This window comes from Streptomyces sp. NBC_00258, from assembly GCF_036182465.1.
Lineage (GTDB): Bacteria > Actinomycetota > Actinomycetes > Streptomycetales > Streptomycetaceae > Streptomyces.
This window is the reverse complement of sequence record NZ_CP108081.1, coordinates 3989674-4003834: the sequence shown is the minus strand read 5'-3', so window position 1 is coordinate 4003834 and position 14161 is coordinate 3989674. Positions and strand designations below refer to the sequence as shown.

Genomic DNA, 14161 nt, shown 5'->3' with positions numbered 1-14161 from the left:
GAGGGTCCGACGCGGGACCGGGCCGAAACAGGGCCTGGTCCGGGGCGTCAACGGCAAGATCGGGAATAGATCACGCCGTGTGACGCTTGGATTACGACAACAGCCGTTCGATTCTTGCCCCAAAGGGGTGAGGTCGGTGCGGGGAGGTAGACTTAAGAGTGTCTGGCCGGACGCATGCCCGCGCATGCCCTGAGCGCACCTGTGTGGGGTGCCGGGAGCGAGCGGCCAAGATCGATCTGCTGCGCACCGTGGCGGCCGAGGGCGAATGCGCCCCCGATCCTCGCGGTACGCTGCCCGGCCGGGGTGCGTATGTACACCCCGCCCTCGTCTGTCTCGACCTGGCGGTCCGCCGCCGGGCGTTCACGAGGGCGCTGCGTGCCCCGGGTCCGCTCGACACAAAGGCGTTGCGCCTGTACGTCGAGCAGATAGACAGTTGCTGAGCAGGCAACACCGTAAAACGTGTCGCACGGAACCCCGTGCGGCCCTGGTACCCCGCGAGTTGGAAGTAGGTCGAGATTGCGATGAGCACTCGATGAGCACGCGATGAGTACGCCCATGAAGTAGCGACGGTCCGGACGCAACCCGGACCTAAAAGGAGCGAAGTGGCTAAGGTCCGGGTATACGAACTCGCCAAGGAGTTCGGGGTGGAGAGCAAGGTCGTCATGGCCAAGCTCCAAGAACTCGGTGAATTTGTCCGTTCGGCGTCCTCGACGATCGAGGCGCCCGTAGTACGCAAGCTGACCGACGCCCTGCAGCAGGGCAACGGCGGCGGCAAGCCCGCCCCGCGCAAGGCCGCGCCCGCCAGGCCCGGCGCGCCTTCTCCGGCGCAGGCCGCCCGTCCGGGTCCGGCAGCGCCGCGCCCGCCGGCCCCGAAGCCGGCCGCTGCGGAGACGCCCGCGTCCCCGGCGGCTCCGGCCGCAGGCCCGCGTCCGACTCCGGGTCCCAAGCCCCCGGCGCCGGCGCCGAAGCCCGCTCCGGCGTCCCCGGCCCCGGTCGCGCCCGAGTTCACGGCACCCCCGGCGGCTCCCGCCGCTCCGGCGGCCCCCGCGGCTCCGGCCGCGGGTCCCCGTCCGAGCGGTGCCCGTCCCGGCGCCCCGAAGCCCGGTGTCCGTCCGGCCGGTCCCGCACAGGGCGGTCAGGGTGGTCCCGGTCAGGGCCGTGGCGAGCGCGGTGACCGTGGCGACCGTCAGGGCGCCCCGCGTCCCGGCGGCCAGGGCACGCGTCCCGGTGGTCGTCCCGCCGGTCCCCGTCCGGGCAACAACCCGTTCACCTCTGGTGGCTCCACCGGTATGGCGCGCCCGCAGGCGCCCCGTCCGGGCGGTGCCCCGCGTCCCGGCGGCCCCGGTGCCGGCGCCGGTGCCCCGGGCGGCTCGCGTCCCCAGGGCGCGGGCCAGGACCGTGGTCCCCGTCCGCAGGGCGGTCCCGGCGGCGCTCCGCGTCCCGGTGGCGGCCCCGGCGGCAACCGTCCGAGCCCGGGCGGCATGCCCCGTCCGCAGGGTGGTCCCGGTGGCGCTCCGCGTCCCGGTGGCGGCCCCGGCGGCAACCGTCCGAACCCCGGCATGATGCCGCAGCGTCCCGCTGCCGGTACCCCGCGTCCCGGCGGCGGTGGCCCCGGTGGCCGCGGTCCCGGCGGCGGCGGTCGTCCCGGCGGTGGCGGTGGCGGCGGTCGTCCCGGTGGCGGCGGTTTCGCAGGTCGTCCCGGTGGTCCCGGTGGCGGCGGTGGCGGTTTCGCAGGTCGTCCCGGTGGTCCCGGTGGCGGTGGCGGCGGTTTCGCCGGCCGTCCGGGTGGTCCCGGTGGTGGCGGCGGCGGTCGTCCCGGCTTCGGTGGTCGTCCCGGTGGTCCGGGTGGCCGTGGTGGCACGCAGGGCGCCTTCGGCCGTCCCGGCGGGCCCGCGCGTCGTGGCCGCAAGTCGAAGCGGCAGAGGCGCCAGGAGTACGAGGCCATGCAGGCCCCGTCGGTCGGCGGCGTGATGCTGCCTCGCGGCAACGGACAGTCCGTCCGCCTGTCGCGCGGTGCGTCCCTCACCGACTTCGCCGAGAAGATCAACGCCAACCCGGCGTCGCTCGTCGGCGTGATGATGAACCTCGGCGAGATGGTCACTGCCACGCAGTCCGTCTCCGACGAGACGCTGAAGCTCCTCGCGGACGAGATGAACTTCGTCCTCGAGATCGTCAGCCCCGAGGAGGAGGACCGCGAGCTGCTCGAGTCCTTCGACATCGAGTTCGGCGAGGACGAGGGTGGCGAGGAGTTCCTCGTCGCGCGTCCGCCGGTCGTGACCGTCATGGGTCACGTCGACCACGGTAAGACCCGCCTTCTCGACACCATCCGCAAGACGAACGTCGTCGCGGGCGAGGCCGGTGGCATCACGCAGCACATCGGTGCATACCAGGTCGCGACCGAGGTCAACGGCGAAGAGCGCAGGATCACTTTCATCGACACCCCGGGTCACGAGGCGTTCACCGCCATGCGTGCCCGTGGTGCCAAGTCGACCGACATCGCGATCCTCGTGGTGGCGGCCAACGACGGTGTGATGCCCCAGACGATCGAGGCGCTGAACCACGCCAAGGCGGCCGAGGTGCCGATCGTGGTCGCGGTCAACAAGATCGACGTCGAGGGTGCCGACCCGACCAAGGTGCGCGGTCAGCTCACCGAGTTCGGTCTGGTGGCCGAGGAGTACGGCGGCGACACGATGTTCGTCGACATCTCCGCCAAGCAGGGCCTCAACATCGAGAGCCTGCTGGAGGCCGTGGTCCTCACCGCGGACGCCTCGCTCGACCTGCGGGCCAACCCGGAGCAGGACGCGCAGGGTATTGCGATCGAGTCCCACCTCGACCGCGGCCGCGGTGCCGTTTCGACGGTCCTGGTCCAGCGCGGCACGCTGCGCATCGGCGACACGATGGTGGTCGGCGACGCGTACGGCCGTGTCCGGGCGATGCTCGACGACAACGGCAACAACGTCGAGGAAGCGGGTCCGTCGACCCCCGTCCTGGTCCTGGGTCTCACCAACGTCCCGGGTGCCGGCGACAACTTCCTGGTTGTCGACGAGGACCGCACGGCACGTCAGATCGCCGAGAAGCGCGCGGCGCGTGAGCGCAACGCCAACTTCGCCCGGCGCGGAGTCCGGTTCTCCCTGGAGAACCTGGACGAGGCCCTCAAGGCCGGTCTGGTGCAGGAACTCAACCTCATCATCAAGGGCGACGCGTCCGGTTCGGTGGAGGCTCTCGAGTCCTCGCTGCTCCAGCTCGACGTCGGCGAAGAGGTCGACATCCGCGTCCTGCACCGCGGTGTCGGTGCGGTCACCGAGTCGGACATCGACCTGGCGACCGGCTCCGACGCGATCGTCATCGGCTTCAACGTCCGCGCTGCGGGCCGCGCGGCGCAGATGGCGGAGCGCGAGGGCGTCGACGTCCGCTACTACTCGGTGATCTACCAGGCCATCGAGGAGATCGAGGCAGCCCTCAAGGGCATGCTCAAGCCGGAGTACGAAGAGGTCGAGCTCGGTACGGCGGAGATCCGCGAGATCTTCCGCTCGTCCAAGCTGGGCAACATCGCCGGTGTCCTGGTCCGCTCCGGAGAGGTCAAGCGCAACACCAAGGCGCGCCTGCTCCGCGACGGCAAGGTCATCGCCGAGAACCTCAACATCTCCGGTCTGCGCCGCTTCAAGGACGACGTCACCGAGATCCGCGAAGGCTTCGAGGGCGGTATCAACCTCGGAAACTTCAACGACATCAAGATCGACGACGTCATCGCGACGTACGAGATGCGCGAGAAGCCGCGGTCGTAGCCCGCGGCGGGTCTGAACCGTGTGGGGTTGGCCGACGAGGACACGTCCTCGTCGGCCGGCCCCCGCGGTCCTTTCGGGGACCGGCCCTCGAACCCCCGCTCCTCAAACGCCGGAGGGGCTGATCTTCAGCCCGTCCGGCGTTTGAGGACGAGCGCGTTCAGCGCGATACGGGGGTTCGGGGGCGGAGCCCCTAGGGGCGGCGGGGGCAAAACTCCGTCGAGTGGGGGCGGTCGTTCGTTGTACCGTTCTGGTGTTCCGGTGAAGAGCTTGGCCGGGCCATCTACCCCGTACCGGCGGGACATCCGGATACACATATGTACGTGGGGACTCTGTCCTTCGATCTGCTCCTCGGCGACGTACGGTCACTGAAGGAGAAACGCTCCGTCGTCCGCCCGATCGTGGCCGAACTCCAGCGGAAGTACGCGGTGAGCGCGGCGGAGGTCGACCACCTGGACCTCCACCGGAGGGCCGGTATCGGCCTCGCGGTGGTGTCCGCGGATACGGGGCACCTGACCGACGTACTGGACCACTGCGAGCGTCTGGTCGCCGGCCGTCCCGAGGTGGAGCTGCTGTCCGTGAGACGGCGGTTCCACGGCGAAGACGACGACTGAGCGTATGGAGCGTGCGGCGACGAGGATCGGCCGTACACAGAACAGTAAGAAAGAGGGAGACGGACCAGTGGCCGACAACGCGCGGGCGAAGAAGCTGGCGGACCTCATCCGAGAGGTGGTGGCCCAGAAGCTGCAGCGCGGGATCAAGGACCCGCGGCTCGGTTCGCATGTGACCATCACGGACACCCGGGTCACCGGGGACCTCCGGGAGGCGACCGTCTTCTACACGGTGTACGGGGACGACCAGGAGCGTGCGGAGGCCGCCGCGGGCCTGGAGAGCGCCAAGGGCGTGCTCCGCTCGGCCGTCGGCGCGGCAGCCGGTGTGAAGTTCACGCCGACCCTCACCTTCGTGGCGGACGCCCTGCCGGACACCGCCAAGACCATCGAGGACCTGCTCGACAAGGCACGGGCCTCGGACGCGAAGGTGCGCGAGGTCTCGGCCGGCGCAGCCTTCGCCGGTGAAGCGGACCCGTACAAGAAGCCGGGCGAGGACGACGAGACGGACGGCGACGCCGCGGAATGACGCAGAAGCAGAAGACGCCCGACGGCCTTGTCATCGTGGACAAGCCGTCGGGCTTCACTTCGCACGACGTGGTCGCCAAGATGCGCGGGATCGCGAAGACCCGCCGCGTCGGACACGCGGGCACCCTCGACCCCATGGCGACGGGCGTGCTCGTCCTCGGCGTCGAGAAGGCGACCAAGCTCCTCGGACACCTCGCGCTGACCGAGAAGGAGTACCTCGGCACCATCCGGCTGGGGCAGAACACCCTGACCGACGACGCCGAGGGCGACATCACCTCCTCCACGGACGCCTCCAAGGTCGCCCGGGACGCCGTCGACGCCGGTATCGCCAAGCTCAGCGGCGACATCATGCAGGTGCCGTCCAAGGTCAGCGCCATCAAGATCAACGGCGTGCGCTCGTACAAGCGGGCACGTGACGGAGAGGACTTCGAGATCCCGGCCCGTCCGGTACGGATCTCGTCGTTCGCCGTGTACGACATCCGGGACGCGGTCGCCGAGGACGGTACGCCCGTCATGGACCTGGTCGTCTCGGTCGTGTGCTCGTCCGGTACGTACATCCGCGCGCTCGCCCGTGACCTGGGTGCCGACCTGGGCGTCGGCGGGCATCTGACGGCGCTGCGGCGCACCCGCGTCGGCCCGTACAAGCTCGACTCCGCCCGCACCCTCGACCAGCTCCAGGAGGAGCTGACGGTGATGCCGATGGCGGAGGCCGCCGCGGCCGCGTTCCCCCGGTGGAACGTGGACGCCAAGCGCGGGCAGCTGCTGACGAACGGTGTGCGGCTGGAGATGCCCGAGGAGTACGCAGGGGCAGGGGCCGTCGGGGTGTTCGATCCCGAGGGGCGGTTCCTGGCACTGGTGGAGGAGCAGAAGGGCAAGGCGAAGAGCCTGGCGGTGTTCGGCTAGAGCCTGCCGTGTTCGGCCGTCGGCCCATGGGCCGGCCCGGCTGCCTTCTGTGTCGGCCGGGTCGGCCCGCTTGGCCGGGTTCGTCGTGGAGCGGCGTTCACGGGGATTCCTGTGTGCGCCGCTCCACTGTCCCCCTCGGTTCCCCCACCCAAGGGTGTATCCATCCGACCTCCTCTATTCACCCGTCCGGGCAGGCGCTCGGAGTGAACCGGGGGAGCGGAAGGGGGCTCGTTCGGCCGGCGATCTGTCGCGCCCGATCACCTCGCGCCTACCGTCGAAGACGAGGCGTCGGTGGCACGGGTGCGACGCGCGCGGCGGGGAGGTTCGAGCATGGCGGGACGGGGCCCGCGGACCGGGGGCCGTCATCAGATGCCGGACGCTGCCCGGCTCGCACCCGAGGCGACGCAGACGGCCGAGGCGGCGCACGCGGCTGAAGCAGCGTATGCCGTCGAGGCAGCGCCCTTGGCCGAAGCGGTGGTCGAAGCCGCGGACCGGGCTCTGGTGCGGATCTGCGATCTCGCCGGGCGGCCGCGCGGCACCGGGTTCGTCGCCGACCACCGGGGCACGGTGATCACCAGCCACGAGGCGGTCGACGGGCTCGCCCGCCTCGTCCTGCACGCGCCCGGGGACCGCACCTGCCTGGTGACGGCCGACTCGGTCACCCTCCTTCCGTCCCTGGACCTCGCCCTGATCCACACGAAGGGGCTCCACACGGACGGTTCCGGCCCGGACGGTCTCGGCCTCGACCCCCTCCCGATCACCGTCCGGGACTCCGTCGAGAGCGGCACGTACGTCCGTATCGCCGCGGGCGGCTGGCGCGAGGCGCGGGTGCTGGGCACGTCAGCCGTGACGTACACGGCGACCGACCGTTTCCATCTCCTCGACGGTGCCCTGGAGTTGGCGATCGGCACGGCGGGAAGCGACGCGCTGCGGCTCGGCGGCGGGGCGGCCGGGGGACCGGTGGTCGACGCGGCAACCGGCGCGGTCGTCGCCGTTCTGGGAACGGCACTTCACTCCGGGCGACGGGTGGGGGGCTTCGCCGTGCCCTTGTCCACGGGACCGGCGGCCTCCGGCTCTGACTCCGGCTCCGGCGGCCCGCTCGCCGAACTGCTGGCCCGCAACGCGGCGACGGTCCCCGCATACGGGGACGACCTCAATCTGGCGGGCGTGCTGGAGCTGGCCGCCACCGTCGAGGCTCCGCCGGGCTCCGGTGGGGTCGATCCTGTCGAACGAGCCTATGTGGTACGGGAGTTCAGGGCCTTCGACGAGGGGCCGTACGCCGTTCTGGGACTCGTCGGGACTCCGGGAAGCGGACGTACGACGGAACTGGCGGCCCTCGCCGCCCGGCGCGACCGGGGCCCGGAACCGGCTCCGACGCTGTGGCTGCGTGGAGCGGATCTGCTGGACGCCGACTCGTCGGTGGCCGACGCGGCGAGGAGGGCGCTGGAGCGGGCGGGGAGGATCGTGGCGGCCTCGCCATCGACCTCGGCTCCGGCCCCGGCCCCGGCCCCTGCATCGACCTCGGCCCCAGGCGATGCGGCGGAGGCCGGGGGAGCGAGCGCGTACGTACCTTCGCCGGAGCCCGGCACCTTGGACGGCGAACTCGGTGACATCGGTCCCGAGCGTCTGGCCCGTCTTGCCCGGGACGCGGGGCGGCCTCTCCTGCTCCTCCTCGACAGCCCGGAGGAGATGCCGTCGGCTCTCGCGCACAGGCTGCCCGAGTGGACCGAGGACACCGCCGAGTGGCTGCTGGCGCACGGGGCACGTCTCGTAGTGGCCTGCCGGGCCGAGTACTGGGAGCGGGCAGGGGCGGAGTTCCCGCGCGAGCTGCTGTACGGGTGCGAGCGGGGCGGAGGCGAGGCCCCGGGGCGGTTGCCCGCCTGCGTACGGCTGGGGGATCTGGACGAAGGCGAGGCACGGCGGGCCCGGGCGCGGTACGGGGTGCCGGAGGAGGCCCTGCGCGGGGCCGACGCGCGCCATCCACTGATGCTGCGGCTGCTGTCGGAGGTACGGGCCGCGATGTCGCTGCCCGGTGCCTCGGACGAGCAGGTCGAGCCGGTCGAGCGGGTGGGGTGGGTCGAGTCGGTCGAGTCGGTCGAGCCGGTCGGCCGGGACGAGGTCTTCGCCGCGTATTTCGATCTGATGTGCCTGCGGGTGGCCGTACGCCTCGCGGCGGCGAACGGGCTGCGCGGCACGGCCGTACGGAGGCTCGCGGCCAGGGTCTCCGGGCAGGTGCACGCGGCCGCGCGGCGCTGTCTGGGGCCGGGGCAGGGGGAGTTGGACCGGGCGGCGTTCGAGTCCGTGTTCCCGTGGGGGCCCGTTCCCGACCGACGGCTCGGCGGCTGTACCGGGTGGGCCTCGGCGGTCCTCACGGAGGGCCTCCTCGTGCCCGCCGGAGACGGCTACCGCTTCGCCCACGAGGAGCTGGCCGACTGGATCCAGGGCATGCACCTCGACCTCGACACGGCACTCCAGGCGCTGCTGCACCACCGGAGTGCCGAGCATCGCTACGAACCCGGGGCCGAGAGCGGGCCCGAACCCCAGTACGGGCCCGAGCCTCCCCCCGTACCCCGTCACCGCATCGGCCCCGTCCTCCAGGCCCTGCTCCTCCTGCCGCGTCAACAAGGGGACGCGGATCTCACCCTCCGGCTCCGTGAACTGCTTCGCGCGGTCGACGAACTGGATCCGACGGACACCGGGTCCTGGTGGGCCACCCGTCTCCTCAGTGGCGTACTGCTCCGGGTCCCCGACGCGACGCCGTACGTCGGAGTGCTGCGGCACCTCGCCGAGCGGGTGGTGACGTGGCGGACCGAAGGGCGGGCCGTGCCGGGGGAGTTCGGTCCCGTGTTCTGGACCCGTCTGCCGCTGCCCGAGGCACACCGCTTCGATCTGCTGAGGCGGCTCGTCGTCGCGGACGAGGCACCGCCCGCCACCGAACTCCGTTACCTGGACGCCGTGTCCGAGCTGCTCGCCGCCGACCCGGCCGCCACTCAGCCCCACCTGACCCACTGGTTCGACGACGAGCGCCCGCTGCCCGCGACCCCCGACGCCACCGTCGCGACCGCCGCTCAGGCCCTTCTCCACACCCATCGGCGCCGCGCCCTGGACGACCTCACGGAGGCCCTGGCCGAGAGCGCGCACCCGCGCGGCGACGAGCTGCTGGCCGTCCTCGCGGAGGAGGAACCGTCCGCGGTGTGCCGGGCGGTCGACCGCTGGACGCACGACGAGCGGCCGGCCCGCCGGGCGGCGGCGATGGCCCACGGGCTGCGGGCCGCGCCGCACGTGCGCACCGAGGCCGACCGCGAGCTGCTGCGCTACGCCGCGCTCTTCCTGCTCGCCCGCCCCGGCGACTGCACGCTGCACGGGGCCGCGCTGGCGCTACTCGTCCGCGATCCGCACACCCGGGCCCGCCATCTGCCGGGGGCCCTCGCGCGCTTCAGGGCGGGCGACCCGCGCCTGCCCGCGAGCGCCCTGGTGGCGGCGCTGGCGACGCACCCCGAACCGGTTCTCGCCGCGTTCGGCGACCGACTCCGCGAGCCGGACACGGGCGAGGCGCTGCGCACGCTCGCCGAGGTCACCACGCCCGCGCTGGCCCGCCGCGTCGCCGTGCTCGTACGGGATGTCGTGGAGCTGCGTCCGGAGGCGGCCGTGCATGTGGCGGCGTACGTCGACCGGCGCCTTGAGCACGGCCCCGCCGCCCGTTCCGTGCTGTATCCCCTGGTCACCGGGCTGCTCGACGGAGGCAGGCCACAGCTGCGGGCCGCGCTCGCCAAGGTGTTCGCGGCACCCGGCACGCCCGTGGCCCACCCGCTGCGGTGCGAGTTCCTGGATCTGCTGCTGACGCGCGAGCACGACCCGGTGGTCCTCGACGCGCTCGTACGGGCCGCCGCGGAGGGCGCGTTTCGCAGCGGTGAGGACCACACCCGCGCACTGGTCCACAGCGCCGGCCTCCTGCTCGTCCGCACCCCGGACGGCGCCACCGTCCTCGACCGTGCCCTTCTGGACCAGAGCCGCCGGATTCCCGGGTTCGCCGCCCTGGTCGCCGGCTGGCTCACCGACGCTCCCGAGGACTGGTCCACCGTGGTCGGCCCCAGTACGCGGCGCATGATCGAGAACCTGACGGGGGCACGCGTTCCGGTGTGACCGCGTGCGCTCCGCGGCCGTCACGTGCCCCCTGTCACAGCGCCCCATGCCGATGCGGGCCGAGCGGACCCGGCATGGCACTCTTAGAGCTGCGTAATGAGGCAGACACGGACACAGGTTCGACGAGGAGCGGTCACAGTGCAGCGCTGGCGTGGCTTGGAGGACATCCCCCAGGACTGGGGGCGCAGCGTCGTCACCATCGGCTCGTACGACGGGGTCCACCGCGGGCACCAGCTGATCATCACGCATGCCGTGGAACGGGCGCGTGAGCTGGGCGTACCGTCCGTGGTCGTCACCTTCGACCCGCACCCGAGCGAGGTCGTGCGCCCCGGCAGCCATCCGCCCCTGCTCGCCCCGCACCACCGCCGGGCCGAGCTGATGGCCGGGCTGGGCGTCGACGCGCTGCTCATCCTGCCCTTCACCACCGAGTTCTCGAAGCTGTCGCCCGCCGACTTCGTGGTGAAGGTCCTGGACGACAAGCTGCACGCCAAGGCCGTCGTCGAGGGCCCCAACTTCCGCTTCGGCCACAAGGCCGCGGGCAACGTAGCCTTCCTCGCCGAGCAGGGCAAGACGTACGACTTCGAGGTCGAGGTGGTGGATCTCTACGTGACCGGTGAAGCCGGCGGCGGCGAACCCTTCTCCTCCACGATGACCCGGCGACTGGTCGCCGAGGGCGATGTCGAAGGGGCGCACGAGATCCTCGGCCGCCCGCACCGCGTCGAGGGCATCGTCGTGCGCGGCGCCCAGCGCGGCCGCGAGCTGGGCTTCCCCACGGCGAACGTCGAGACCCTCCCGCACACCGCGATCCCCGCCGACGGCGTCTACGCCGGCTGGCTGCACGCGCAGGGCGAGGCGATGCCCGCGGCGATCTCCGTCGGCACGAATCCCCAGTTCGACGGGACCGAGCGCACGGTGGAGGCTTACGCCATCGATCGGGTGGGGCTCGATCTGTACGGGCTGCACGTGGCCGTGGACTTTCTCGCCTTTGTGCGGGGGCAGGCGAAGTTCGAGTCCATCGAGGCGTTGCTTGAAGCGATTTCCGACGACGTCAAGCGGTCGCGGGAGTTGATCGAGGCGTACGACGGCGGGCGGTAGTTACCCCGCCTCGCCCCGCCGCGTTGTTGGTTCGCCGAGGCGGTGGGTGTTCGGGTGCGGCGCCGTCGTGGCTTGTCGCGCAGTTCCCCGCGCCCCTGAAGGGGCGCCCCTACCGCACCGCAGATGCCCTCGCCCAGTGGCATGCCACCTGTGCCCCGGCTCCTCCGTCCAGTACCGGTAGGTCCTCCCCACGGCACGCGTCCGCGACGCCCGCGCGTTCTGCCTCGCCGGTTGCCAGGATCTGGCAGCGGGCGTGGAAGCGGCAGCCGGTGGGGATGCGGGAGGGGTCCGGGGGCTCGCCGGTGAGGACGACCGGATCGCCGGGGGCCTCGGGCAGGACCGACAACAGGGCCTGGGTGTAGGGGTGTTGAGGGTCCGTCAGAACGTCCTCCACCGCCCCCGTCTCGACGATCCGGCCCAGGTACATCACCGCGACCCGGTCCGCGATGTTCCACGCGAGGCCCAGGTCGTGCGTCACCACCAGGGCGGACAGGCCGAGTTCGGAGCGCAGCCGCAGGAGCAGGGCCAGGATCTCGCCGCGTACCGACGCGTCGAGGGAGGCCACCGGCTCGTCGGCGACGATGAGTTCGGGCTCCAGGACGAGGGCGCCGGCGATGACGACACGCTGGCGCTGGCCGCCCGAGAGCTCGTGCGGGTAGCGCAGGAAGAAGCGCTCCGGTGGGCGAAGTCCCGCCCGGGAGAGGGCCACCCCGACCGCCTCGCGCTCGTCGCCCCCGTAACGGTGGATGCGCAGGCCCTCGGCCACCGCGTCGTACACCGTGTGCCGGGGGTTGAGCGAGCCGCTCGGGTCCTGGAGGACCAGCTGGACGCGCTTGCGGTACGCCTTGAGGGCCCGCGAGGAGTAGTCGAGTGGGCGGCCCGCGAAGGTGACACGGCCCGCGGTCGGCGGGACGAGACCGAGCAGCGAGCGCGCCAGGGTCGTCTTGCCGCAGCCCGACTCGCCGACCAGGGCGACGATCTCACCGGCCCGGACGTCGAGGTCCACTCCGTCGACGGCACGGGCCCGGGCGGTGTCGCCGCGCCGGGCCGGGAACGTGACATGCAGGCCCTCGGCGCTCAGCAGGGGACCGGAGGGGGTTTCGGGGACCGGCGGGACCGCCGCGGTCGTCGTCATGGGGTGATCCTCGTTTCTTCGGCCACGGCCGCGGGCCCCACGTGGACGCAGGCCGCTCGGCGGTCCGGTGCCGCCGCCCGCAGCGTCTGGTCCTCGGCGGTACACGAGTCCAGCGCCACCGCGCACCGCGGATGGAACGTACAGCCGCCCGGGAGGGCCGCGGGATCCGGCGGATCGCCCGGCAGCCCGCGCGGCGCGAACCGCGATCCGGCGTCCCCGATCCGCGGGAAGGCCGCCGACAGCGCCTGCCCGTACGGGTGCCGGGCGTCCTCGTAGACCTGCCGGGCCGGACCCTCCTCCACCACCCGCCCGGCGTACATCACCGCGAGCCGGTCGCAGGTGTCGGACAGCACCGCCAGGTCGTGGCTGATCATGACGAGCCCCAACTCCTGCTCGGAGACCAGCTGTTGGATCAGCCGCAGGATCTGGGCCTGGATCATCACGTCGAGCGCGGTGGTCGGTTCGTCGGCGATGACCAGGCGGGGATCGCAGGCCAGGGCCATGGCGATCATCACGCGCTGGCGCTGTCCGCCGGACAGCTCGTGCGGATACGCGGACGCCCGCGCCGCCGGAAGCCCCACCTGCTCCAGGAGTTCGCCGGCCTTCTTCCGCGCGCCCGCCGGGGTCGCCTGCTTGTGCAGCAGGATCGGCTCGGCGATCTGGTCGCCGATGCGGTGCACGGCGTTGAGGGAGTGCATCGCGCCCTGGAAGACGATCGAGGCACCGGCCCAGCGGACCGCCCGTACCCGCCCCCACTTCATGGTCAGTACGTCCTCGCCGTCTAGGAGGATCTCCCCGGTCACCCGGGTCCCGGCCGGCAGCAGCCGCAGCAGCGCGAGCGCCAGAGTGGACTTGCCGCAGCCCGACTCGCCCGCGATGCCGAGCTTCTGGCCCGCGTTCACGGTGAGGTTCACCCCGCGCACGGCGGCGACCCCTCCGGCGTACGTCACCTCCAGGTCCCGTACGTCCAGCAGGGGTCGCGCGGCCGGAGTGCTCGGCGTCTTCAACGGGTCACCCCCAGCTTGGGGTTGAGGATGGACTCGACCGCGCGCCCGCACAGGGTGAAGGCGAGGGCCACGACGGCGATCGCGATACCCGGCGGCACGAGGTACCACCACTTCCCGGCGCTGACCGCGCCCGCCTCGCGCGCGTCCTGGAGCAGACCGCCCCAGGAGACGACCGTCGGGTCGCCGAGGCCGAGGAAGGCGAGCGTCGCCTCGGCGAGGATCGCGGAGGAGATGATCAGGGTCGTCTGTGCCAGGACAAGGGGCATGACGTTGGGCAGGACGTGACGGGACATGACGTGCCAGTGGCCGCCGCCGAGCGCCTTGGCACGCTCGATGTACGGCCGGGACTCCACGGCGAGGGTCTGCGCGCGCACCAGCCGTGCCGTCGTCGGCCAGGTCGTGACACCGATCGCCAGGATGATCGTGCCGAGCGAGCGGGACATCACGGTCGCGAGCGCGATCGCCAGGACCAGCGTCGGCATGACCAGGAACCAGTCCGTGATCCGCATCATCACCGTCGCGAACCAGCCGCGGAAGTGCCCGGCGGTGATGCCGATGAGCGCGCCGATCGCGACCGAGAGGACGGCCGCCAGCAGCCCGACAAGGAGGGAGACCCGCGCCCCCCACACCAAGAGCCCGAGCAGACTGCGCCCGAACTGGTCGGTGCCCAGCGGGAATTCGACACTCGGGCTCTCCATGGGCCGCCCCGGCGCGTCCGTCACGCTCTGCACGTCCGAGCCGACGGTCAGCGGCGCGGTGAGCGCGATCAGCGCGAAGAGAGCGAGGGCGGCCAGACCGAATACGCCGGCCCGATGGGTGCGGTACCGCTGCCAGAAGCGGGCGGCGGAGCGGCGGCGGCGCTGCCACGCGAGCGCGCGGGGTCCGGCCTTCTGTGGCGAGGGAGCTTCGGAGGGAGCCACCGGGGGAGGCGCCTCGGTCGCCATCGGCTCGTCCGGGTCC

General features: G+C 72.3%; 10 protein-coding genes. 7 read left to right on the top strand and 3 right to left on the bottom strand.

From position 1 onward, the window contains the following. Positions 1-158: 158 nt before the first annotated feature. The 7 genes from OG718_RS17710 (at position 159) to OG718_RS17680 (ending at position 11059) form a co-directional block, all read left to right on the top strand. Positions 159-440, top strand: coding sequence for a YlxR family protein (locus OG718_RS17710; protein WP_143640747.1), 282 nt, complete (start codon positions 159-161; stop codon positions 438-440). A gap of 162 nt (positions 441-602) precedes the next feature. Next, positions 603-3785, top strand: a complete 3183-nt coding sequence (gene infB, locus OG718_RS17705; protein WP_328844569.1) for a translation initiation factor IF-2 — start codon at positions 603-605, stop codon at positions 3783-3785. Between the two features lie 314 nt (positions 3786-4099). After that, complete coding sequence (locus OG718_RS17700) at positions 4100-4396, top strand: DUF503 domain-containing protein (RefSeq protein WP_143640749.1); 297 nt, start codon at positions 4100-4102, stop codon at positions 4394-4396. Between the two features lie 67 nt (positions 4397-4463). Beyond that, positions 4464-4919: a 30S ribosome-binding factor RbfA gene (gene rbfA, locus OG718_RS17695; protein WP_143640750.1), complete on the top strand. Its 456-nt coding sequence runs from the start codon at positions 4464-4466 to the stop codon at positions 4917-4919. Continuing rightward, positions 4916-5821, top strand: coding sequence for a tRNA pseudouridine(55) synthase TruB (truB, locus tag OG718_RS17690; RefSeq protein ID WP_143640751.1), 906 nt, complete (start codon positions 4916-4918; stop codon positions 5819-5821). The genes rbfA and truB overlap by 4 nt, the downstream gene beginning before the upstream one ends. 369 nt (positions 5822-6190) lie before the next feature. Further along, entirely contained in the window at positions 6191-9964 is a 3774-nt protein-coding gene (locus OG718_RS17685) for a trypsin-like peptidase domain-containing protein (protein ID WP_328844568.1), read from the top strand. 138 nt (positions 9965-10102) lie between these two features. Then, entirely contained in the window at positions 10103-11059 is a 957-nt protein-coding gene (locus tag OG718_RS17680; protein ID WP_328844567.1) for a bifunctional riboflavin kinase/FAD synthetase, read from the top strand. A gap of 109 nt (positions 11060-11168) precedes the next feature. On the opposite strand, the gene OG718_RS17675 is transcribed toward OG718_RS17680, so the two are convergent. From OG718_RS17675 to OG718_RS17665, 3 genes are read right to left on the bottom strand one after another with little or no spacing between them, the layout of a single operon-like run. Continuing rightward, a complete protein-coding gene (locus tag OG718_RS17675; protein ID WP_328844566.1) occupies positions 11169-12194 on the bottom strand; it encodes an ABC transporter ATP-binding protein in 1026 nt (341 codons plus the stop codon). Beyond that, complete coding sequence (locus OG718_RS17670) at positions 12191-13201, bottom strand: ABC transporter ATP-binding protein (protein ID WP_328844565.1); 1011 nt, start codon at positions 13199-13201, stop codon at positions 12191-12193. The genes OG718_RS17675 and OG718_RS17670 overlap by 4 nt, the downstream gene beginning before the upstream one ends. Then, positions 13198-14145: an ABC transporter permease gene (locus tag OG718_RS17665; RefSeq protein ID WP_328847785.1), complete on the bottom strand. Its 948-nt coding sequence runs from the start codon at positions 14143-14145 to the stop codon at positions 13198-13200. Before OG718_RS17665 ends, OG718_RS17670 begins: the two co-directional genes overlap by 4 nt. Positions 14146-14161 lie beyond the last annotated feature (16 nt).

What these genes read in the sequence shown, in the direction of transcription:
- truB (WP_143640751.1), top strand. Translation starts at nt 4,916, where the DNA reads ATGACGCAGAAGCAGAAGACGCCCGACGGCCTTGTCATCGTGGACAAG.
- OG718_RS17665 (WP_328847785.1), bottom strand. Translation starts at nt 14,145, where the DNA reads ATGGCGACCGAGGCGCCTCCCCCGGTGGCTCCCTCCGAAGCTCCCTCG.
- OG718_RS17700 (WP_143640749.1), top strand. Translation starts at nt 4,100, where the DNA reads ATGTACGTGGGGACTCTGTCCTTCGATCTGCTCCTCGGCGACGTACGG.
- OG718_RS17675 (WP_328844566.1), bottom strand. Translation starts at nt 12,194, where the DNA reads ATGACGACGACCGCGGCGGTCCCGCCGGTCCCCGAAACCCCCTCCGGT.
- OG718_RS17685 (WP_328844568.1), top strand. Translation starts at nt 6,191, where the DNA reads ATGCCGGACGCTGCCCGGCTCGCACCCGAGGCGACGCAGACGGCCGAG.